We start from the raw sequence: 19,062 nt of genomic DNA, 5'->3' as shown, positions 1-19,062 counted from the left end.
CGGCTCGTTTTTGCGGCGCGGATAATTATCCGCTAGCGTCGGTGGTGGCGCCACCCACACTCGAACCCACCACGACGCCCCGACGCCGGCCGTTCCTCGGCAACAGGGGTGGCAGGAAAGAGAGCCAGTGGACATCTCACTCCAGATCAATGGTAAATCCGAACGACTGTCCGTCGAGCCCGGTGTGACCCTGTTGGACGCGTTGCGCGAGCGGCTCGACGTCACCGGCCCGAAGAAAGGCTGCGACCGGGGGCAGTGCGGTGCGTGCACCGTGCACGTCGGCGGCAGGCCGGTGCTCGCGTGTCTCACCCTGGCCGCCACCGTGCGCGAGCCGGTGACCACCGTGGAAGGCCTCGCCTCGGGCGACGACCTGCACCCCGTGCAGCAGGCCTTCGTCGACCAGGACGCCCTGCAGTGCGGCTTCTGCACGTCGGGCCAGATCATGTCGGCGGTCGCGGCCGTCGAGCAGGACGTGCCCGACGTGCGGGAGTTCATGTCCGGCAACCTCTGCCGCTGCTCGGCCTACCCGAACATCGTCGCGGCCGTCGACCAGGTGAGGGGGGCCGATGCGTCCGTTTGAGCTCACCGCACCGGAGACCGTCGACGCGGCGCTCGCCTCGCCCGGCACGTTCCTGGCCGGCGGCACCACGCTCGTCGACCTGATGAAACTCGACGTCCTGACCCCGGAGCGGGTCCTGGACATCAACACCCTGCCGCTGCAGGGGATCGACACCACCGACGGCCTGCGGATCGGCGCGCTGGAGCGGATGAGCGACGTCGCCGCCCACCCCGGCACCTACCCGGTGATCTCGCGGGCACTGCTGCTGAGCGCGTCGCAGCAGCTGCGCAACATGGCCAGCATCGGCGGGAACCTGATGCAGCGCACCCGGTGCGGCTACTTCCGCGACGTCTCCGTGCCCTGCAACAGGCGGGAGCCCGGCAGCGGCTGCCCGGCGCTCACCGGCGCCAACCGGATGCACGCGGTGCTGGGCACGAGCGAATCCTGTGTGGCCACCCACGCGAGCGACCTCGCCGTCGCGCTCGTCGCCCTCGACGCGCGGGTCCGGCTGGTCGGTTCCGACGGTGAGCGCACCGTCGCGCTGGCCGACTTCTACCGCATGCCGGCAGACACGCCGGAGGTGGAGACCGACCTGCGGCAGGGGGAACTGATCAGCGAGGTCCTGGTTCCCCGACTGGACTGGGCCAGCCGCTCGACCTACGTCAAGGTGCGCGACCGGCAGTCCTACGAGTTCGCGCTCTGCTCCGCGGCGGTCGCGCTCGACGTCCAGGACTCGCGGATCGTCGACGCGCGCGTGGCGGCCGGGGGAGTGGCCACCGTGCCGTGGCGGCTGCCGTCGGTGGAGCAGGCCCTGCGCGGCGCGCCACCGACCCAGGAGACGTTCGAGGCCGCGGCGGCGCTGGCGACCGAGGGCGCCCGGCCGTTGTCCGGCAACGGATTCAAGGCGCCGCTGCTGCGGCGGACCATCATCCGCGCGCTGCGCGAGGTGACGGAGGAGGATCGCGCATGACCGCCAGGTTGGACAGCCCGCTCAAGGTCACCGGCCGAGCCAGGTACGGCTCGGACCACAACCCGCCCGGCATGGTCTTCGGCTACGTCGTGCTGAGCACCGTCGCGCACGGCGAGGTCACGGCCATGGACGTCACCGCGGTGCGCGACGCGCCGGGCGTGCTCGCCGTCTACACGCCGTTCGAGTCGCTGGAGCTGCACACGCCCCACAACCCGATCATGGGCGCGACGTGGGTGCCGTTGCAGGACACCGACGTCGCCTACCGTGGCCAGCCGATCGGCTTCGTCGTGGCGGAGACCTTCGAGCAGGCGCGGGACGCGGCGTCGCTCGTCGAGGTCTCCTACCGGGAGCGGACGCCGCTCACCTCGCTCGAGGACGGTCTCGCGGCCGCCGAGGACGCGCCGCCGAGCATGGACGGTTCGCCGCACACCGTCACGGTGCTCGCCAGCGGTGTGGAGTCCATCGAGGACGCGCTGGCGGCGAGCCCCGTGGTGGTCGAGGCGACCTACACCACCGCGCCGCAGAACCACGCCGCGATGGAACCGCATTCCGCTGTCGCGGTGTGGGAGTCGGGCACCCTCACCGTCTACAGTGGAAATCAGGGTTCGGATCTGCAGGCGGCGTCGCTGGCACAGGCGCTGGCCGAACCACTGTCCGCCGTGCACGCCGTGAACCCGTTCGTGGGCGGGGCGTTCGGTGGCAAGGGGGCGACCTCGGTGCCCGCGTTCCTCGCCGCGGCCGCGGCGCGCGATCTCGGCCGTCCGGTCAAGGCAGCGCTCACCCGCGAGCAGGTCTTCACCGCCACCGGAACCCGCGCGGCGACCGTGCAGCGCCTCGCGCTCGGCGCGGAGAAGGACGGCACGCTGGTGGCGCTGCGCCACGACTCGTGGTCGAGCACACCGATGAGCCGTGCGTTCATCGAGCAGACCTCGCACAGCACGTCGCGCGAGTGGTACACGACGCCGAACATGGTCATCAGCCAGAAGATGGTGCCGCTCAACATCCCGCCCACCACGTTCATGCGTGCGCCGGGCGAGGCGCCGGGCTCGTTCGCACTCGAGAGCGCGATCGACGAGCTGGCCGTGGAACTGGGCATGGACCCGATCGAGCTGCGCAGGCGCAACAGCTCGCTGGCACCGCCGGGCAAGGACCTGCAGTGGTCGAGCAAGCACCTCGACGAGTGCTTCGGCATCGGCGCGGAACGCTTCGGCTGGTCGCAGCGCTCCGAGGGCGGACGTGTCGACGGCGACTGGCTCGTCGGGCTCGGCACGGCCACCGCGATGTTTCCCGCGCTGCGCTTCCCGGCGTCGGTCAGGGTCACGCTCAACGCCGACGACACGGCCGAGGTCGCGACGAGCGGCGCCGACCCTGGCACGGGCCTGCTGAGCGTGCTGTCCCTGATCGGTGCCGACTCGCTCGACATCGCGCCCGAGCGCGTCACGCCCCGGCTCGGCGACTCGGCGCTACCGTCGGGCGGCATGTCCGGTGGTTCGACGGCCACGGCGAGCGCGGGCTCGGCCATCATGGTCGCCGCGCCGGAGGTGATCGACGAGCTGCTGACGCTGGCGGCCGCTCCCGGTGCGCCGTTCGAGGGCGCGGAGGTGTCCTACGCCGACGGGCGCGTGCTGGCCACCGACGGCCGGAGCCTCACGTTCGGCGAGGTGCTGCGCGCGGTCGACCGGTCCTCCATCGCCGCGGTCGGCTCGTCGGCCCCCGGCGAGGAGATGTCCAAGCACTCGTTCAGCTCCTTCGGCGCCCAGTTCTGCGAGGTCCGCGTCCACCGGTGGACCCGCGAGGTCCGGGTGTCGCGGATGCTCGGGGTGTTCGACGCCGGCCGGATCATCAACGAGCAGCCCGCCCGCAGCCAGCTCATGGGCGGCATGATCTGGGGCGTCTCGGCCGCACTGCACGAGGGCATGGAGATCGAGGCCGACGGCAGGCTCGCCAACGGTGATTTCGCGAGCTACCTGATTCCCGTGAACGCCGACATCCCGGACGTCGATGTCCAGTTCGTGCAGTATCCGGACACACTGCACAATCCCGTCGGAGCGCGCGGAGTCGGCGAGATCGGCATCGTCGGCGTGGCGGCGGCGATCGCCAACGCCGTCTTCAACGCCACCGGAACCCGCGTGCGCAACATCCCGATCGCGATCGAGGACCTGCTGGACGAGTGACCCGGAGCGGGGCGGGAGCCCGTGCGCTCGCCGCACGGCGCTCTCGCCCACCCGGTCCTACACTCCGCGGGTGAGCGATCGGACTGAGGAATCCACCACGGGTGCACCGAAATCCGGCGAGAGCACGCTGACCGTCCTGCTCGCCGGTGCCGCCAACCTCGCGATCGCCGTGCTCAAAGCGATCGCGGGCGTCATCACCGGGTCGGCGGCGATGCTCTCGGAGGCCGCACACTCGGTGGCCGACACGTTCACCGAGGTGCTGCTGCTGACCGCGTTGCGCCGCTCGGACCGTCCCGCCGACCGGGTTCATCCCTTCGGGTACGGCAAGGAACGCTACTTCTGGGCGTTGCTCGCGGCGGTGTCGATCTTCGCCTCGGGCGCGATGTTCTCGTTCTACGAAGGCTTCCGCACCGTGTTCGGCGAACCGGAGGAACAGAGCTCACCGCTCGTCGGCTACGTCGTGCTGGCCATCGCGTTCTGCCTCGAGTCGACGTCGTGGCTGCAGGCGATGCGGCAGGTGCGCAGGGAGTCGCGGGAACAGCGGCGCTCGATCGTCGAGTACCTGCGCCTGACCGATGATCCCGCGCCCAAGACGGTGTTGTTCGAGGACTCCGCCGCACTCGTCGGCCTGCTGCTCGCGTTCGCGGGCATCGGTCTGCACCAGCTCACCGGGTCGTCGGTGTGGGACGGGCTCGCCTCCGTCGCGATCGGCGCACTGCTCGCGCTGGTGGCCTACCTGCTGGCACGCACGAACCGGCACCTGCTGATCGGCCGCTCCGCCGATCCCGTGCTGGTGCGGCGGATCCGCGACCGGATCGTCGCCGTGGACCAGGTGGACGCTCTGGTGGACCTGCAGACCATGCTCATGGGCACCGACCAGGTGCTGGTGTGCGCGCGGGTCGACTTCGACGACTCGCTGACGGCCGGGGAACTGGAGCACCTCTGCGTGAAGCTCGCCGCGACCCTGCGCGAGGAGCTGCCCGACATCGACGAGGTCTTCCTCGAACCCGTGCCCCGCACCGATCCGGAGCTACGAGCCGCCGTGCTCGGGCGCTACGGCCGCTGACCCGGGGTCCCGGAACAGCTCGCACAGCGCGCCGACGGCGGCGGCGTCGGTCTCGAACCGGTCGTGGCCCTCCGGCACCCCGGCGCCCGCGAAGCTCACGTCGCCCAGCCCGCTCGTCCCGGTCGGTGTCCGCGGTGCCGCGTGCAGGTCGGCGACGCCGGTGGCGGCCACGACCTGTCGCGCGTTGTTCGGGCGGACACCGCCGCAGGCCATGACCGCGAGCCTGCCCGCCGCGCGCTCGGCCAGCGCGCGGATCACCTCGGCTCCGGCGACGGCGGTGGGTGCTCCGCCGGAGGTCAGCACCCTGGCGAAGCCCCATGCGATCGCCGCGTCCAGTACCGCGACCGGGTCGGCGCTCACATCGATCGCGCGGTGCAGGGTGACGGGCAGCCCGTCCGCCGCCGCGACGAGTTCCTGACAGGCGGGCGCGAGCGCGCCGCTCGCGTCCAGCGCGCCGACGACCACGCCGGCCGCGCCGTGGGCGCGGGCGTGCTCGATGTCGCGCACCATCACCGCGATCTCCTCGGCGGTGTACCGGAAATCGCCAGGCCGGGGGCGGACCAGCACGTGCGTCTCGATCAGTTCGGCGCTCGCCTCGACGAGCCCCGCGCTCGGCGTCAGCCCGCCGTCGGCGAGCCCGGAACACAGCTCGACCCTGGCCGCTCCGGCCCGCTCCGCGATGCGGGCGCCCGCCGCAGACTCCACGCTGATCTCGACTCGCACCGGCATGGCGTCAGTATCCCCGGCGCCAGCCGGACGAGCGCCCCGGGCCGCGTGGCCAGGGGGACTCGCGTCACGTGCAGGTCTTGCGGTATTCGGTGATGTCACGCGGCGGACTCGGCCAGCCACGCCAGCAGCCGGCCCCGGGACCAGCAACGGCCGAGTGCCTCGGCGCGGGTGGTCGCGTGAGCGAACTCGGCCAGCCCGATGATGCTGTGGCCGGAGGCGCGGCGATCGCCGAACGTCGGGATCGCCGGCGCGACGCCCACGCCTTCCGCCGACACCCACGCCACGGGCCGGTCGGTCGCCGCCGCGTCGAGGAGGTGCACCAGTCGCAGGCGGTTCTCGAGCGAGAACGCCGACAGTGCCCACGTGGTGGTGACGATTGGCAGGGCTCCCGCCGGAACGCGGGCGAGTGCCTCGGGCAGTACATCGAGGGCAGCGCCGCGCAGCAGCAGCGGAGGCTCCGCCGCCGCCAGTGCCAGTTCCGCGTCGAGCGCCGCGATCCGCTCCGGCCGATCCGGTGGCAGACAGGCGCGCAGCCACCGCGCGTCGTCGGCGTCGGTGACGTCGACCGGATCGATGCCGACGCCGATCCGCGCCACGACCTCGGGAATCGCCAGCTCCGAAACGGACTTGCCCCCGACGATCGAGGACCGCAGCCGCACCGGGGACGACGCGTCGCCCAGCGTTCGCCCGTCGTCGTAGGTGATGCCGACGCGATCGAGGTGGACGTTCAGCCCGGGCCCGCCGTCCACGTCGATCAGCCCTACCGAGGTCGCGCCCGCCCTGCGTGCCGCCTCGGCGACGGCGGGGTAGAGCACTGCGCAGCGGGCGGTCTCGCTGGTCCGTACCCGTCGGCGCCCGGCGACGGCCACGACCTGCGCGGTCAGGTGCAGCAGCGCGTCGATCGCCGCGTCGGCGGCGGCGTCGGAGTCCGCGGCGGCACACGCCGTGGCCAGTGCCGGTGCGTGTCCGGCGAGGGCCAGGTCGTTCAGCGCGGCGAGGACGAGCGCGGGATTCCGCTTGCGCGCGGGCGCGGTCTCGATGGCGCGCAGCGCCTCGGCCGAGGAGCTCAGCGCCACAGCGACGCGTGCCTGCAGTGGCGACGTATCGGCTGCGTCGACCTCACCGAAGTGCCGGTACACCTCGGCGAGTGTGCGAGCCTTGCCCACGGCGGACACCCACCTCCTCGATCATGCTCGGCGACCTCGCGCGCATGCCGCCGGAATCGCCAGAGCTCCGGGATCCGCGGCGCGGCGCACCGGCCGCCCGCTGCTCGCCGTGCTCAGCCGGTGGCCAGCGAGACCTCGGTGGACTTGACCAGCGCGACGACCGCGCTGTTCTCGGCGAGGCCGAGTTCGATGGCGCCGTCGCGGGTGATCGCCGCGGTCAGCTCGCCGTCGGTGATGCTGACCTTCACCGTCGCCATCGCGCCGCCGGTGGCGACCGCCGCGACGCGGCCCGGCAGCTGGTTGCGGATGCTGATGCCGTTCACCGGCCCGGTGGCCAGCGAGATCTCGGTGGCCTTGATCAGGACTCGGACGGCGGTTCCCTCGGCGAGTCCGAGTTCCTCGACCGACTCCCGGGTGATGGCGGCGGTGATCTCCTGCCCACCGGACAGGCGCACCTTGACCGTGGCCATCACCTCACCGGACGCGACAGTCGTGACCGTGCCGGTGAGCTGGTTCCGAATGCTCATACCCATAAAGGCGACTCTAGCCCGGCACAGGGCTCACGGCACTGGTGCGGACCAGACCGGGAACCAGCGGTCGAGATCGGGCTCGATGGGGAGCTCGTCGGCGAGCGCGGCGCGGGTCTGCAGCTCGAGCGCGCTGTCGCGGGTGTGCGGCCCGTTCGGCGCGAAGGGATAGACGCTGCCGCGCTTGAACAGATAGATCAGGCCCAGCCGGCGCGGCTTGGCGGGGTCGGTGCCGGTGAACCCGATGACGGTGCACAGCAGCGACGAGCCGAACCCGGCGTCGGCGAGTGTGGCGTTGGCCGCGTGCAACTGAGTCATCAACGCGGGAAGATCCACTGTGGACTGACGGCAGGTGATCCAGGTGTAGCCGTACTCGTCGTCGGCGGCGGTGACGCCGGTGGTCTCGTCGAGGTGCAGCAACGACAGAATGTCCTCCCTGGTCCGGCCCGCCGCGCCGCCCTCGGCGGCCTTGAAGCACACGGCCCCGGCCCCGGTGGGGACGAACCCGAGGCCGGCCTCGACCGTGTAGGCGGCGCCGGGAATCGCGAACAGCACGTCGAGGTCGGGCTTGGGCGGCTTGGTGCGGCCGAGCAGGATGTCGAGTAGTCCCATGCCACGGCGCCTTTCCGGTCACAGTTGTTTCGTCATCCCGGCCAGCTGGTCGAGCCGCTGCTGCAACGGCGGGTGCGTGGCCAGCAGGTTGTGGACCTTCATCCCGGTTCCGGTGGCCGGCGCGAAGAAGAACGCGTTGAACGCCGCGGCGGAACGCAGGTCCCTGGTGGGAATCTTGCGCATCTGCCCGCTGACCTTCGTCAGCGCGGAGGCCAGCGCGGAAGGACGGCCGGTGAGCATCGCGCCCGCGCGGTCGGCGGCGAGCTCCCGGTACCGGGACAGCGCCCGGATGAGCAGGAAGCTGATGGCGTACACGGCGACCGACACGGCCATCACGAGCAGGATCATGAGAAAGACCTGGCCGTCGTCGCGGTTGCTCCTGCGACCGTCGCCGAACAGGGTCGAGTAGAAGGCGAACCGGGCGACCAGCCCCGCGAGCACGCCGAGGAACGACGCGACGGTCAGGACGACCACGTCGCGGTGGGCGATGTGCGAGAGCTCGTGGGCGAGCACGCCCTCGAGTTCCTCGTTGTCGAGTCGCCTGGTCAGTCCCGTGGTCACGCACAGCACCGCACGTTTGGCGCTGCGTCCCGTGGCGAAGGCGTTGGGCAGCTCCGTGTTCGCGACGGCGATCCGGGGTTTCGGCATGTTCGCGTTGGCGCACAACCGGTCCACCATCGCGTGCAGCCGCGGTTCCTGCTGCGGGGTCACCGGCTGGGCGCGCATCGCGTACAGGGCGACGCGATCGGAGAACCACCACTGCGCGGCCAGCACCCCCGCGGCGATCGCGACGATGACGGCCACCGACTTGATCAGCACGACGAGGACGGCGACGAACGCCACGTACACCAGCCCGAGCAGGAACATCGTCACCAGCATGCGGGCCGTCAGCTGGCGATCGGGGAGGAATCGAGTCTGCATCCGAACTCACCCCGGGACGAGGCCCTCGTCGGTGAGCAGATCACGGAGCTCGTCCAGGCCGGCGTCGGCGGCCGGGAGCACGAGTTCGGACGGGACCAGCACGTCGGCGCCGAGCGAGGTGCCGAGCGTGCGGACGAGGTCGAGCAGCGCGGTGAGCACGGACCTCAACAGGTCCGGATCCGCGGCGTCGACGGCGTCCTGTAACCGGGCGTCGAGCACGTTCAGTTCGTCGAGCCGGTGGTCGTCGAACTCGTACTGTCCCTCGCCCAGGATGCGGATGATCACGTGGACTCGTCTCCTTCCCTCGTGGTGGGTGTGCCGGTCTCGAGCTGGGCCGGCGGGGATGCCGAAGGCAGCTGCGCTCTGAGCTGCGCCAGCTGGCTGTCGATGGTGGGCTGCCCGCCGCGGGACTGTTCGAGGGCGGCCTGGATGTCGTCCTGCTGGCCCACGGGCAGCGCGGCGTCGTCGAGTGCGCCGGAGGCCATCAGCTCGTCAAGAGCCTGCGCGCGGGAGGACATCTGCGCCGTCTTGTCCTCGGCGCGCTGCATGGCCAGCCCGACGTCGCCCATCTCCTCGGAGATTCCCGAGACCGCCTCACCGATCTTGGTCTGTGCCTCGGCCGCGGTGTAGGTCGCCTTGATGGTCTCCTTGCGCGTGCGGAACGCCTCCACCTTGCCCTGCAGGCGCTGTGCGGCGACGGTGAGCTTGTCTTCTTCGGCCTGGAGTGCCTCGGCCTGCGGCTGCAGCTGGTCGATCTGTGACAGCGCGCTCGAGCGCCGGGTCAGCGCCTCCCTGGCCAGATCCTCCTTGCCCATGCCGAGTGCCTGCACGGCCTGGTCCTGTAGCCGCTCGGTGGACTGGCGGGCCTGCCCGATCTGCAGCTCGACCCGCTTGCGGCTGGTGGCGACATCGGCGAGGCTGCGGCGCACCTTGGCCAGCATCTCCACCTGACGCTGGTACGAGTAGTCGAGTACTTCCCTCGGATCCTCTGCCCGGTCGAGCGTCTTGTTGGCCTTGACCCGGAACAGCAGGGCGATGCGGCGCGCGATACCCATGACGGCCATTCCTTTCCTGACGGGCGCTTCGCTGTCGAGAGTCGTCTCCCCGCCAGTCCACGGCATTGGGTCGTGCGGCCCTGCCGGTAGAGGCGAAAGTCCCCAATCCCGCAAACCGCGCACGGCGGTGCGACGTCAGTCGGCGGCGGCGCGGTCGTTCAGCAGCGAGGAACGGGCGAGCATGCTGGTGGCCACGGCGATGACCGCCAGCGCGAGGAGGTCGACGGTGATCCACCCGCCACCGCGGACGTGCTCGCCGAACACCACGACACCCCAGCCCAGCGCGGCCAGCGGGTTGGACAGCACGAGGGCGGGCTGGGAGGCCTCGAGCCTGCCCGCCCGCAACATCTGCTGCAGCAGAAAGAACCCGGCAGGCCCGGCCAGGATCAGGCCGTAGGTCTGCCACGCCGAGAGCGCCGCCACGACGCCGCCCGCGGTGAGCGCGGCGGTGACGGCGGCGACGAGCGCGGCCGTAAAGGCGAACCACGTGCCCGCGGCCGTCCCGAGATACACCGCGTGATGGGCGTGCCGGTCGCGGTGGTTCAGCAGCACCAGGCAGCCGACCACGGCGATGGTCAGCAGACAGCCGAGGATCCAGGCGCCGATCGACGCGTCGCGGGGGCTTCCGCCGCCGGGTGCGAGCGCCACCAGCAGCAGTGCGACTCCCGCCGCGGTGGCGCCCACCGCGGCCCACTCCCTGGTCCGCAACCGGCTGCCGAACGCCAGGCCGGACAACACCAGCGCGAAACAGAGCTCGCTGATGAGTAGCGGCTGGACCAGCACGAGCGGGCCGAAGGCGAGCGCGATGGCCTGGAGCGCCGTGCCCGCGAGCGTCGCCGTGATGCCCAGCAGCCACACGCGCTGGCTGGCGAACCTGCGCAGCACGCGCACCGACATCCGCTCGTTCCGGGGCACGGTGCGCACACCCACCCGCTGCAACACCGAGCCCAGGGCGTTCGCGGCGGCGGCGAGCAACGCGACGAAGACGACGAGAAACACCGCACTCAGCGTGCTCGTACCCCAGCTCCGCCGTCAGGGTCGAAGGTCCCTGCCCGACGGAAATTCCCGACAGGCGTCAACGGTGTCGCGGGACGAGCGTGGGCGGGTGCGAGACCGGTCAGCGGTTCTTTGTGGCAGGCGCGAGGTTTCGAGAAAGGTGAAGGATCGCCCGTCCCGCGGTTACCTGCTGGTATTTGTGAAACTGGTATCAGTACAGAAAAGACGGCGGACCCGACTTCGTGCTCCGCGAGGTGAGACGCGTGTGAAGGATCTGCTTCCGCCGTCGTTCTGGATTCGACTCGATAGACGAGTTCGAGAAATCGGAAAACGAAAAACCACGAAGTCGCAGTGGGCCGGTTCATCTCGATCCCGATGCGACTTCGTGGTTATTGAGACCTCAGTATTCGCCCACAGGAGGTGGTTGTGGCGAAAACCCAGCTCAGCCTTCGACGCTCGAGGCGCAAACCTCCGGCGAGACGACCTCGGTGGCGGCGCCGCCGGCGGGCGACAGGATCGGCAGGGACAGGCCCGAGCCGTTCAGGATGTCCGTGACCTGGACGCCGAGAACGTTCACGTCGTTGCCGCACACGCCAACGGTGTCAAGGATGTCACCGGTGTTGACGAGGCCGATCTGGCTGGTGACGTCGTCATCGCCGGTGGTGGCCTGGCTCGCGAAGGCGGTGCCGCCCAGCATCATCAGGCCGGCGGCGGTGGCGGCGACGAAAGCAGCTTTCTTGATCACTTGAATAATCCAATCAATAGGATTTCGGGAACGCCGCATCGCAACCTCGAGCGGGTGCGGCACGACGAAAGTTACCAGTTATCAACCCGGTGTAAACACGAGCTCACGGAGTCCTCGGGTCACCGGTTCGGCCCAGTTTAAACACGGAAGCATGAGACGACTCCACCATCCGGTCACGCACAGCGAGCTGCCGGTCAGTGGCGCAGAATAAAACACATCAAATACGGTCAATTAACATGTTGATCACCGACTAGAACACGTCATCAAGGGAAGCCAAAAGAATGAACCCCGGATTCGATGGCGGGCGCGTCGCGCGTATCGTTGCCGGTGAACTCCTGGTCCACGCGAGAAATTCACCGCAAGTACGGTGAATAAATCCAAAATACGATGAATAAATCTGGGGAAATGATCATGGCTGGACGAGGGCGTCCCAAGGAACCTGTGACGTTGTCCGATGTCGAGTACGCGACGCTGTTGCGATGGTCGCGGTCGGTGGAGGGCTCGCCCGCGGCGGAGGCCCTGGTGCTGCGGTCCAGGATCGTGCTCGGCTGCGCCGAGGACGCGGGGACGCGGTCGAACGCCGATGTCGCGTCGGAACTGGGTATCTGGCCGCAGACCGTGACGAAGTGGCGGCATCGCTTTCTGCGGTACCGCATCGACGGACTGCGGGATCGTCCGCGACCGGGCGCGCCGCGCAAGATCAGTGGGGAGCAGGTCGACAACGTGGTCGCGGCGACGCGGGAACGTGCTCCCGTCGACGGGCGACGGTGGTCCAGGGCCGCGATGGCAGCGGAGTTCGGGGTTTCGCCGTCGACGGTGGGGCGGATCTGGAAGAACTTCGACCTCGATCCGCGACGGGAGGACTCCGCGGACACGTCGGATGAGGACTAGCCCGCGCTCCGGGCGGGCGCGCGGGAAGAGCGCACACGAACAGAGGGCGCGGCGAACGACCGGGAAGTCGTTCGCCGCGCCCTCTGGCGTGAACCGGCTCGATCAGCCGTCGACGCTCGACGCGCAGATCTCCGGCGAGGCGGTGCCGTTGGTGGCGACGCCCGCGGGCGACACGAGCGGCGCGGCCAGGCCGGAGCCGTTCAGGATGTCGGTGACCTGCACGCCCAGGACGTTCACGTTGTTGTCGCACACGCCGACGGTGTCGAGGACGTCGCCGGTGTTGACGAGGCCGATCTGGCTGGTGACGTCCTCATCGCCGGCGGTGGCCTGGCTCGCGAACGCGGTGCCGCCCAGCATCATCAGACCGGCGGCGGTGGCGGCGACGAAAGCAGCTTTCTTGATCACTAGAGCAATCCCATCAATCGGATTCGGAGGAGCCGCAGTGCGAACTCTGGCTTGTGCGGCACGACAGAAGTTACCAGTTTCAGCTCCGGATAAACGCCGAATCAGGCCACCTGATTGAGTGTTATCTGTCGGAGAAACAAATGCGGATGACGTGCTTCCCGGCGAATTTCCGGACATGCCGACAACGGCGGAGCGCGGGTGGCCCGCGCTCCGCCGGACGGCAGGCGGCCCACCCGGAGTTCGACAGGAGTGTGTGCGCACACCATCGTTTGACCAGGTGAGGCCGCTTGTCGTGCCGCTACCCCAGGGCTCGGCGTGGATGGCCCGCACGAGCCAAGGACCTCGCGCGGCGCCGACGACGACATGGGGATGATGCGGTGTTATCGCCAGCGAAGAAGGCCGTGTCGGAGTCGTCTTCACTGGTTCGAAGACGGTAGCACGGCGACTACGCGCTCACAATTAGTGTCTTCGATTCCTGGAATGAAAGAATTCCGCAAAAGCTGGCACAAGTTCAATTAATTAAACTGTTTTCTGGCGGGCTCGGCAGTGCGGGAGCCGGCAGCCCGACGGCTGGTCGTACTATGGAGCTTAGTAACTTCGAGGAATGGGGTCGGCGTATGGCCGGGACGACGGCGGAGGCGACCGCGGAGCAGTCGCCGGACACCGCCCGGTTCGTGCACCGCGTGACGGCCTGGGTGCTCACAGTCGGTGGCCTCGTCGGCACGCTCGCCGCGGCGGCGCTGCTGATCGAGAAGATCAACTCGCTGGCCGACCCCGCCTACGTTGCCTCGTGCAGCATCAACCCGGTGCTGTCCTGCGGGTCGGCGATGTCGACGCCGCAGGCCGAGGCGTTCGGCTTTCCCAACCCCGTCATCGGCGTGGTGGCTTTTCCCGTCGTGGCCACGTTCGGCGTGGTGCTGCTGACCGGCGCGCGCCTGCCACGGTGGTGCTGGCTGGGTCTGCAGGCCGGGGCAGTCTTCGGCATCGTGTTCGTGCATTGGCTCTTCGCGCAGAGCGTGTACGCGATCGGCGCGCTCTGTCCTTATTGCCTGGTGGTGTGGGCGGTGATGCTGCCGGTCTTCTGGTACACGACGGTCCACAACCTGGCGGCGGGGCACCTGCGGCTCCCGTCGGCACTGCGGCCGCTCGGGCGCTGGCCGGTCCGATACCACGGCGTGGTGCTCACGACCTGGTACCTGGTGGTGATCGTTCTGATCGGCCAGGCATTCTGGTGGTACTGGTCGGGGCTGTTCGTCTAGAAAGAGGTGTGAGGATGTCGGCCATTCCCCAGGGAGTGCTCTACCTGCCGGTCATGGCCGTGTGGATCACGCTCGCGGGCGCGTTGATCAACAGGGACCGGATGCGGGTCGTCGCGCCGCTGGTGGTGGCCGCGGTCACGGCCGTGATCGCGGCCGTCGCGAACATGCCCTGGCTGCTGGTGCCGGTGGTCCTGCTGTGGCTGCTGGGTCTGCTGACAATGGTCCGGGAGCACCGGGGCGAGTCGTACTGACCGCGCTGACGCCTCAGCGGCGGCGGATCCGCTTCTTGCGCAGCGCGCCGCGCAGCAGGTCGGTCTCCTCGTCGGAGCCCGACGCGACGAAGTGCAGCAGCACGGCTTCGGGGTCGCCCGAGGAGTCGAGCACATCGCGCAGGGCACGCGCCGAGGCTTCCTCCCTGCTCCAGGCAGGCGTGTAGACGTAGGCCTTGCCACGGTGCTCGCGTTCGGCCCAGCCCTTGCGGTGGAGGTTGTCGAGCACGGTCATCACGGTCGTGTAGGCCAGTGACTTGCCGGTGTCGAGGCGTTCCAGCACGTCCCTGACCTTGATCGGCTCGTCGGCGTCCCAGAGTACGTTCATCACCGCGGTTTCGAGCTCACCAAGACCGTGCATGGCACCTCCCTTTCGGCGCACATCGTACGCGGCGCGCGCCCGCGGGCGTTGTCACCGCGCGAGTTCCGCGTCGAGCCGGTCCCGGATGATGTCGAGGGACAACGGGCCCGTCAGCGGTTCGCCGTTGAGGAAGAACGTCGGGGTGCCCGACACACCGAGGCGGACACCGTCGTCACGGTCCTTGAGCACCCGCGCGATCGTGGCGGGGTCGTCGAGATCCCTGCGGAACGTGGCCATGTCCAGCCCGAGTTCCCGCGCGAACCCGAGGAACGTGTCGCGGTGGTCGACCTGCGCCTCGCCCCACTGCGGCTGCGTCTCGTACATCGTGTGGTACATCCCCTCGAGCTTGCCCTGCCGCGACGCGGCCTCCACCGCCCTGGCAGCGAGCTCGGCGTTGCGGTGTCCGGGAACGGGGAAGTAGCGGATCACGAACGTCACGCGCCCCGCGTACTCCTCGCGCAGGGTCTCCACGGCGGGGTAGGCGGCGCGGCACGCCTCGCACTCGAGGTCGAGGAACTCGACCAGGGTCACCTTGCCGTCCGGCGCGGCGGACAGCCGGTGGCTGTCGGGGCGCACCACCGGTGCCGCGGCGCCGGGCGTGGCACCCGAACCGGGTTCGCCGGAACCCGCCGCACGTTCGCCGGAGGGGCGGTTCGCCACGAGCAGCACGGCGACGACGGCCACCACCACGCCGATCAGGGTCAGGGAGATCTTCGTGTTGCGGGTCATCGCTCGCGGGCTCCAGCGGGTGCGTCGTGACTGACTTACTAAGAGAAATAGTAGCTGACCGCGAGTGCTGACTACTATTCGCTATAGTTGTCGACGCGTTCGCGTGCGGCTTTGCCTGGGTCGCACGTGGACGGGGCGCGGGGGGTCAACCCCGACTGACCTCCCGCGCCCGCTTTCGACGCCGTCACCAGCCGGGCAGTGGGCAGACGGTGAACGCGAGACCGAGGAAGAGCGCGAAGGCCGTCAGGAACGGGAGAAGGAGCCCGCTGGTGGCGGCCAGGCCACAGGCCAGCGCGCGCCTGCTTCGCCGGGGCCCGGTGTCGCCGTGCCGCAGCCGTTCCATGCGCACGGTGATCGCGTCGGCCGCCATGCCCAGTGCCGCGCGGGGAACGGTGTGCCGGGCGACCCCGGTGAGTGCGGAGTGGACCGTTCCGGTCCCGTGGCGGCGGGCCGCGGCGGAGTCGGCGGCGAGCTCGGCGAGCTCACGCAAGGCGTGCGGCGCGTGGGCGTAGAGGGGGACGAACGGGAACACGGTGCGCAGTGCGTCCGCGGCGGCGATGAGCAGGTGGTGGCGGCCGCGCAGGTGGGCGCGTTCGTGCTCGAGCACGGCGTCGACCTGCGCCGGCGGCAGGGCGCGGGTCAGTCCCTCGGTTGCCACGATCAGTCCCCGGCGGCCCCCGAGGCTGAACGCGAGGGGCCGGTCGTGGGCTAGCCAGAGCGTCTCCGGAGTCGAGTCCGCGCGCCGCCCGACCGAGCGCAGCGTGCTCCGGTGCCGCCGCGTCTCCCTGGCGAGGTCGCTGAACCGGCGGCCGCCGACGAGTGCGAGCCGCACCGCCGCCACGCCGCCCACGACGAGGCCGAGCAGGCCGACCCACAGCTCGGCTCGCGGGGCCGGGCCGTGGTGCAGTGCCGACCAGCAGTCGACGACCAGTTCGATCGCCCAGCCGCCCACGCCGTGGCCGGGCAGCAGCTGGAGCACGAGCCCGGTGGTCGCGGCGACGAGGACACCCGCCATCGAGACCAGCCAGCCGATGAGCAGGGGGAGCGGGTCGCGGCGCCGGACGTCGAGGCGGCCCAGCGCTCGCGGCAGCAGCCAGCCACACAGGAGGGAGCCCACCAGCAGGGCCACCGAGATCGCCATCGCGTTCCTCCGGAGTTGTCCGGTTTCCCGCACACCCTACGAGGCGCGCGGGGTCAGCCCGCGATGCGGCGTGCTCCGAGGAGATGGCCGTCGCCCTCCATCGAGCGCACGTCCACGACCTGACCCTCGGTGGGCGCGTCGATCATCTTGCCGTCGCCGACGAACATGCCGACGTGGTGGATGGTGTCGGGGTTGCCGGTGCCGTCGTCGAAGAACAGCAGGTCGCCGGGCACGAGCGCGTCGAGCGAGGCGGCGCGGCCCGCGTACCACTGCTGCCTGCTGGTCCGGGGGATGTTCACCCCGGCCTGCGCGTAGGCCCAGGAGGTCAGACCGGAGCAGTCGAACGTGTCCGGGCCCTGCGCGGCCCAGACGTAGGCCGACCCGCGCTTGGCCAGCGCGGCCTGGAGCGCGTCGTTGGCGGCGCCGGGCGGGCCCGCGTAGGAGCCGGTGTCCTGCACGGTCTGCAGCGAGCTCTGTTCGGAGTCGCTGAGCGCGCCGAGCGCGGTGCGGACCTCGGCGATCTGGGTGTCCAGCTGCTCCCGACGGCGATCGAGCTCGTCGACGGCGTCCTGCGCGGCCGTGGTCGCGTCGGCGGCGGTGCGCTGGGCCCGCGCCGCCGCGGCGCGCGCGGCGTCGGCGCGGTCGGTGACGTCGCCGAGCCTGCTCAGGTTCTGCTCGTTGTTGTCGGCGAGCACGCCCAGCGCCGACATGCGCTCGAGGAAGTCGCGGCGGGAGTCGCTGGTCAGCACCGCGCTCCAGCGGCTGATCCGCCCGGTCTGGAACGACGCGGCGGTCAGGTCGTCGACCTCGCCGCGGAACCGCAGTTCGTCGCGCCGGGCGAGTTCCACCGCCCGCGTCGCCTCGGCCAGCGCGGCGTCGGCCCGGTCGCGCTGCCCCTGCTTGTCGGTCAGCTCCTGCTCGGCCTGGAGCATGTCCTCGTCGGCCTTGGCGGCCTCGGCCCCCAGTTCCTGGTAGCGCTGCATCGCCTCCGAGGTGTCGTCAGGCGGCTGCGCGGCGGCGGGTACGGGCGTCAGTGACGCGGTGAGGACGAGCGTGGCGACGGTGAGTTTTCCCGCGGGTCGCCGGCGGTGCGCGTTCACGAGTGGTGCTTCTCCTCAGCTGCTTCGGACATTTTCCGTGACAGACCGCCCCGCCGATCCGCAGCCACCATAGAGTGGCCGACCACCCCTGTCTACTATTACCCTTAGTACTAAGGAGGATCAGAGATTATGTGCGCCACCATGCGCCGAGTCCGGGCGTGGCCGATCCTGGGGGCATGACCGATCGCGCGCCGCGGCGTGAACTGGAACGGACCCGCGACGGTGCCGGTCCCGGAGCGGACGAGGCCGGGGCCGCGCTGGGTGCGGAGGGAACAGGGGACCGGCTGCGCGCCGCGATCCTCGCGCTGGCCCGTGCTCGGGGCTCCGAGTCGAGCATCTGCCCGTCCGACGCGGCCAAGGCGGTGGCCGACGACTGGCGTCGGTTGCTACCGCAGGCCCGGGACGTGGCCCGAGAACTGGCCCGGCGCGGTGACGTGGTGCTCACGCAGCGCGATCAGCTGCTCGACCCCGACGGCGAGTGGCGGGGCCCGATCCGGATCAGGGCGCCGCGGAGCGCCGATGGCTGAGCCGGAGCGCACCCCGGACGGGCGCTACCTCGTGATCGACGGCAGGCGGTGGCGGGCGACCGACCCGGAGATCCCGGAGGAGCAGGCGGCGCGCTTGCGCAGTCTGCTGATGCGAGCCCGCCGCGACGTCCGCGCGGCCCGGCGAGACCGGGACGACGACGCCGAACAGGACGCCCGCTCACGCGTGCACGCGGCCAAAGTGGCGCTCGGGGAGCGGGGCACTCCGTGGTGGGAGCAGGACTCCGCGCAGCGGCGGCGACGCTGGCAGCACGGTCTGGACGAACCGGGCTGAACCGACTGAACCGACTGAACCGACTGAACCGGGGGGCGCGCCTCGGTGGAGTCAGGCTGCCGTCGAGGCCGCTTTCTTGCGACGCCGCTTCGGCTGCGGAGCCGGGGGCGCGGCCTGTGCTGCGTCGTACTGCTCGATCACGGTGACCGGGATGCGGCCGCGCGACGACAGCTCGTAGCCGTTGTCGTTCGCCCACGCCCGGATGCTCTGGTTGCGCTCGTGGTCCACCGCGGGCCGCGGGACGTCGGAGGCGGGCCTGGTGCCGCGAGCGCGGCGACCGCCCACGCGCCTGGCCGCGGTGACGAACGGGCCGAGCTGGTCGCGCAGCTCCTCCGCGTTGGCCTCGGTCAGGTCGATGTCATAGGTCACACCGTCCAAACCGAACGACACGGTGCTGATGTCGTCCGATGTGGACCCATCGAGATCGTCGACCAGCTCGACGGTGATCTTCTGTGCCATCGTTTCCACCTCAACCTCGACCGCGGGGACCAACGAGTTCGGCGAACCGGGACCGCGCTCGCCGGGAATGCTCCGATCATTGCAGACCCGCTATCCGGATCCGTGATGC

At 70.4% G+C, this 19,062-nt stretch carries 24 protein-coding genes; 9 read left to right on the top strand and 15 right to left on the bottom strand.

Annotated features, from left to right (window positions below):
• Nucleotides 1–127: 127 nt before the first annotated feature.
• The 4 genes from JHE00_RS06190 to JHE00_RS06175 all read left to right on the top strand — a co-directional run bounded on the left by JHE00_RS06190 (nucleotide 128) and on the right by JHE00_RS06175 (nucleotide 4,769).
• Nucleotides 128–580 carry a (2Fe-2S)-binding protein gene (locus JHE00_RS06190; RefSeq protein WP_200315559.1) on the top strand — a complete coding sequence of 151 codons (453 nt, stop codon included), beginning with the start codon at nucleotides 128–130 and terminating at the stop codon, nucleotides 578–580.
• Nucleotides 567–1,529 carry an FAD binding domain-containing protein gene (locus JHE00_RS06185; protein WP_200315557.1) on the top strand — a complete coding sequence of 321 codons (963 nt, stop codon included), beginning with the start codon at nucleotides 567–569 and terminating at the stop codon, nucleotides 1,527–1,529. Before JHE00_RS06190 ends, JHE00_RS06185 begins: the two co-directional genes overlap by 14 nt.
• A complete protein-coding gene (locus JHE00_RS06180) occupies nucleotides 1,526–3,703 on the top strand; it encodes a xanthine dehydrogenase family protein molybdopterin-binding subunit (protein WP_200315555.1) in 2,178 nt (725 codons plus the stop codon). Before JHE00_RS06185 ends, JHE00_RS06180 begins: the two co-directional genes overlap by 4 nt.
• 70 nt (nucleotides 3,704–3,773) lie before the next feature.
• On the top strand, nucleotides 3,774–4,769 hold the full coding sequence (locus tag JHE00_RS06175; RefSeq protein ID WP_200315553.1) for a cation diffusion facilitator family transporter: 996 nt from the start codon (nucleotides 3,774–3,776) through the stop codon (nucleotides 4,767–4,769).
• Here JHE00_RS06175 and JHE00_RS06170 read toward each other — a convergent pair.
• The 9 genes from JHE00_RS06170 to JHE00_RS06130 all read right to left on the bottom strand — a co-directional run bounded on the left by JHE00_RS06170 (nucleotide 4,734) and on the right by JHE00_RS06130 (nucleotide 11,520).
• Nucleotides 4,734–5,498: a copper homeostasis protein CutC gene (locus JHE00_RS06170; protein ID WP_200315551.1), complete on the bottom strand. Its 765-nt coding sequence runs from the start codon at nucleotides 5,496–5,498 to the stop codon at nucleotides 4,734–4,736. The two genes, JHE00_RS06175 and JHE00_RS06170, sit on opposite strands and share 36 nt — an antisense overlap.
• 95 nt (nucleotides 5,499–5,593) lie before the next feature.
• Nucleotides 5,594–6,673: a DUF2332 domain-containing protein gene (locus JHE00_RS06165; protein WP_200315549.1), complete on the bottom strand. Its 1,080-nt coding sequence runs from the start codon at nucleotides 6,671–6,673 to the stop codon at nucleotides 5,594–5,596.
• Between the two features lie 104 nt (nucleotides 6,674–6,777).
• Nucleotides 6,778–7,191 carry a TOBE domain-containing protein gene (locus JHE00_RS06160; RefSeq protein WP_200315547.1) on the bottom strand — a complete coding sequence of 138 codons (414 nt, stop codon included), beginning with the start codon at nucleotides 7,189–7,191 and terminating at the stop codon, nucleotides 6,778–6,780.
• Between the two features lie 33 nt (nucleotides 7,192–7,224).
• Complete coding sequence (gene pspAB, locus JHE00_RS06155) at nucleotides 7,225–7,803, bottom strand: PspA-associated protein PspAB (protein WP_200315545.1); 579 nt, start codon at nucleotides 7,801–7,803, stop codon at nucleotides 7,225–7,227.
• Between the two features lie 18 nt (nucleotides 7,804–7,821).
• The gene (htpX, locus tag JHE00_RS06150) at nucleotides 7,822–8,724 is read right to left on the bottom strand and encodes a zinc metalloprotease HtpX (protein WP_200315542.1); all 903 of its coding nucleotides are present in this window, start codon (nucleotides 8,722–8,724) and stop codon (nucleotides 7,822–7,824) included.
• A 6-nt stretch (nucleotides 8,725–8,730) separates the two neighbouring features.
• A complete protein-coding gene (gene pspAA, locus JHE00_RS06145) occupies nucleotides 8,731–9,009 on the bottom strand; it encodes a PspA-associated protein PspAA (protein ID WP_200315540.1) in 279 nt (92 codons plus the stop codon).
• Nucleotides 9,006–9,779: a PspA/IM30 family protein gene (locus tag JHE00_RS06140; protein ID WP_200315538.1), complete on the bottom strand. Its 774-nt coding sequence runs from the start codon at nucleotides 9,777–9,779 to the stop codon at nucleotides 9,006–9,008. Before JHE00_RS06140 ends, pspAA begins: the two co-directional genes overlap by 4 nt.
• Before the next feature lie 135 nt (nucleotides 9,780–9,914).
• Nucleotides 9,915–10,778: a DMT family transporter gene (locus JHE00_RS06135; protein WP_200315536.1), complete on the bottom strand. Its 864-nt coding sequence runs from the start codon at nucleotides 10,776–10,778 to the stop codon at nucleotides 9,915–9,917.
• Nucleotides 10,779–11,217: 439 nt separating this feature from the next.
• Nucleotides 11,218–11,520, bottom strand: coding sequence for a hypothetical protein (locus JHE00_RS06130; RefSeq protein WP_200315534.1), 303 nt, complete (start codon nucleotides 11,518–11,520; stop codon nucleotides 11,218–11,220).
• 441 nt (nucleotides 11,521–11,961) lie between these two features.
• Between JHE00_RS06130 and JHE00_RS06125 the strand changes: the two genes are divergently transcribed.
• Entirely contained in the window at nucleotides 11,962–12,411 is a 450-nt protein-coding gene (locus JHE00_RS06125; protein ID WP_307831832.1) for a helix-turn-helix domain-containing protein, read from the top strand.
• Between the two features lie 102 nt (nucleotides 12,412–12,513).
• Here JHE00_RS06125 and JHE00_RS06120 read toward each other — a convergent pair whose 3' ends face one another.
• Nucleotides 12,514–12,816, bottom strand: a complete 303-nt coding sequence (locus JHE00_RS06120; RefSeq protein ID WP_200315530.1) for a hypothetical protein — start codon at nucleotides 12,814–12,816, stop codon at nucleotides 12,514–12,516.
• A 617-nt stretch (nucleotides 12,817–13,433) separates the two neighbouring features.
• On the opposite strand from JHE00_RS06120, the gene JHE00_RS06115 reads away from it, so the two are divergent.
• Both JHE00_RS06115 and JHE00_RS06110 read left to right on the top strand, forming a co-directional pair.
• Nucleotides 13,434–14,075: a vitamin K epoxide reductase family protein gene (locus tag JHE00_RS06115; protein ID WP_200315529.1), complete on the top strand. Its 642-nt coding sequence runs from the start codon at nucleotides 13,434–13,436 to the stop codon at nucleotides 14,073–14,075.
• 14 nt (nucleotides 14,076–14,089) lie between these two features.
• Nucleotides 14,090–14,326: a hypothetical protein gene (locus JHE00_RS06110; RefSeq protein ID WP_200315528.1), complete on the top strand. Its 237-nt coding sequence runs from the start codon at nucleotides 14,090–14,092 to the stop codon at nucleotides 14,324–14,326.
• 13 nt (nucleotides 14,327–14,339) lie between these two features.
• On the opposite strand, the gene JHE00_RS06105 is transcribed toward JHE00_RS06110, so the two are convergent.
• The 4 genes from JHE00_RS06105 to JHE00_RS06090 form a co-directional block, all read right to left on the bottom strand.
• Nucleotides 14,340–14,705, bottom strand: a complete 366-nt coding sequence (locus JHE00_RS06105) for a BlaI/MecI/CopY family transcriptional regulator (protein ID WP_200315527.1) — start codon at nucleotides 14,703–14,705, stop codon at nucleotides 14,340–14,342.
• 51 nt (nucleotides 14,706–14,756) lie between these two features.
• Nucleotides 14,757–15,434, bottom strand: coding sequence for a DsbA family protein (locus tag JHE00_RS06100; RefSeq protein ID WP_200315526.1), 678 nt, complete (start codon nucleotides 15,432–15,434; stop codon nucleotides 14,757–14,759).
• A gap of 184 nt (nucleotides 15,435–15,618) precedes the next feature.
• Complete coding sequence (locus tag JHE00_RS06095; RefSeq protein ID WP_200315525.1) at nucleotides 15,619–16,575, bottom strand: M56 family metallopeptidase; 957 nt, start codon at nucleotides 16,573–16,575, stop codon at nucleotides 15,619–15,621.
• A gap of 53 nt (nucleotides 16,576–16,628) precedes the next feature.
• Nucleotides 16,629–17,675, bottom strand: coding sequence for a C40 family peptidase (locus JHE00_RS06090; protein ID WP_307831831.1), 1,047 nt, complete (start codon nucleotides 17,673–17,675; stop codon nucleotides 16,629–16,631).
• Nucleotides 17,676–17,851: 176 nt separating this feature from the next.
• Here JHE00_RS06090 and JHE00_RS06085 point away from each other — a divergent pair, with 176 nt between their 5' ends.
• Together JHE00_RS06085 and JHE00_RS06080 are read left to right on the top strand one after the other, a co-directional pair.
• A complete protein-coding gene (locus JHE00_RS06085) occupies nucleotides 17,852–18,202 on the top strand; it encodes a DUF3253 domain-containing protein (RefSeq protein WP_200315523.1) in 351 nt (116 codons plus the stop codon).
• Nucleotides 18,195–18,494: a hypothetical protein gene (locus tag JHE00_RS06080; RefSeq protein WP_200315521.1), complete on the top strand. Its 300-nt coding sequence runs from the start codon at nucleotides 18,195–18,197 to the stop codon at nucleotides 18,492–18,494. The genes JHE00_RS06085 and JHE00_RS06080 overlap by 8 nt, the downstream gene beginning before the upstream one ends.
• 51 nt (nucleotides 18,495–18,545) lie before the next feature.
• On the opposite strand, the gene JHE00_RS06075 is transcribed toward JHE00_RS06080, so the two are convergent.
• A complete protein-coding gene (locus JHE00_RS06075) occupies nucleotides 18,546–18,953 on the bottom strand; it encodes a histone-like nucleoid-structuring protein Lsr2 (protein ID WP_200315519.1) in 408 nt (135 codons plus the stop codon).
• Nucleotides 18,954–19,062 lie beyond the last annotated feature (109 nt).

Source organism: Prauserella cavernicola (assembly GCF_016595675.1).
Classification (GTDB): Bacteria; Actinomycetota; Actinomycetes; order Mycobacteriales; family Pseudonocardiaceae; genus Prauserella_A; species Prauserella_A cavernicola.
This window is presented reverse-complemented; position numbering and strand designations above follow the sequence as displayed.

What these genes read in the sequence shown, in the direction of transcription:
- JHE00_RS06085 (WP_200315523.1), top strand. Translation starts at nt 17,852, where the DNA reads ATGACCGATCGCGCGCCGCGGCGTGAACTGGAACGGACCCGCGACGGT.
- JHE00_RS06095 (WP_200315525.1), bottom strand. Translation starts at nt 16,575, where the DNA reads ATGGCGATCTCGGTGGCCCTGCTGGTGGGCTCCCTCCTGTGTGGCTGG.
- JHE00_RS06115 (WP_200315529.1), top strand. Translation starts at nt 13,434, where the DNA reads ATGGCCGGGACGACGGCGGAGGCGACCGCGGAGCAGTCGCCGGACACC.
- JHE00_RS06180 (WP_200315555.1), top strand. Translation starts at nt 1,526, where the DNA reads ATGACCGCCAGGTTGGACAGCCCGCTCAAGGTCACCGGCCGAGCCAGG.
- JHE00_RS06170 (WP_200315551.1), bottom strand. Translation starts at nt 5,498, where the DNA reads ATGCCGGTGCGAGTCGAGATCAGCGTGGAGTCTGCGGCGGGCGCCCGC.
- JHE00_RS06160 (WP_200315547.1), bottom strand. Translation starts at nt 7,191, where the DNA reads ATGAGCATTCGGAACCAGCTCACCGGCACGGTCACGACTGTCGCGTCC.
- JHE00_RS06075 (WP_200315519.1), bottom strand. Translation starts at nt 18,953, where the DNA reads ATGGCACAGAAGATCACCGTCGAGCTGGTCGACGATCTCGATGGGTCC.
- JHE00_RS06105 (WP_200315527.1), bottom strand. Translation starts at nt 14,705, where the DNA reads ATGCACGGTCTTGGTGAGCTCGAAACCGCGGTGATGAACGTACTCTGG.
- JHE00_RS06140 (WP_200315538.1), bottom strand. Translation starts at nt 9,779, where the DNA reads ATGGGTATCGCGCGCCGCATCGCCCTGCTGTTCCGGGTCAAGGCCAAC.
- pspAB (WP_200315545.1), bottom strand. Translation starts at nt 7,803, where the DNA reads ATGGGACTACTCGACATCCTGCTCGGCCGCACCAAGCCGCCCAAGCCC.
- JHE00_RS06185 (WP_200315557.1), top strand. Translation starts at nt 567, where the DNA reads ATGCGTCCGTTTGAGCTCACCGCACCGGAGACCGTCGACGCGGCGCTC.
- JHE00_RS06080 (WP_200315521.1), top strand. Translation starts at nt 18,195, where the DNA reads ATGGCTGAGCCGGAGCGCACCCCGGACGGGCGCTACCTCGTGATCGAC.
- htpX (WP_200315542.1), bottom strand. Translation starts at nt 8,724, where the DNA reads ATGCAGACTCGATTCCTCCCCGATCGCCAGCTGACGGCCCGCATGCTG.
- JHE00_RS06100 (WP_200315526.1), bottom strand. Translation starts at nt 15,434, where the DNA reads ATGACCCGCAACACGAAGATCTCCCTGACCCTGATCGGCGTGGTGGTG.
- JHE00_RS06110 (WP_200315528.1), top strand. Translation starts at nt 14,090, where the DNA reads ATGTCGGCCATTCCCCAGGGAGTGCTCTACCTGCCGGTCATGGCCGTG.